A 231-nucleotide genomic window follows, 5' to 3' on the forward strand; every position below is an offset into this window, starting at 1 on the left:
GACTGGAGCGACAAAACGATTCCTCGCACCCAGCACATGGCCAAACATTTATTCCTGATTTATGTAGTCTTAACACTACTGTGCACATTGTCCTATCACCTTGCGGGCATGCATTGGTTTGAAGCTATCAACCATGCCATGACCACATTATCAACGGGTGGATATTCCACTTCAGACAGTTCAATGGCGGCCTTTTCACACGAGACACATTGGGTTGGTATTGTGTTTATG

General features: G+C 45.5%; 1 protein-coding gene. It reads left to right on the forward strand.

What is annotated here, in order from left to right; all coding sequences use genetic code 11:
- Window positions 1-231 (forward strand): potassium transporter TrkG (locus AAEZ00_RS22280; RefSeq protein WP_351090232.1); only part of this gene is annotated, 231 nt, incomplete at both ends.

Source organism: Shewanella sp. S1-49-MNA-CIBAN-0167, assembly GCF_040310145.1.
In the GTDB taxonomy this organism is placed as follows: Bacteria; Pseudomonadota; Gammaproteobacteria; order Enterobacterales; family Shewanellaceae; genus Shewanella; species Shewanella psychromarinicola.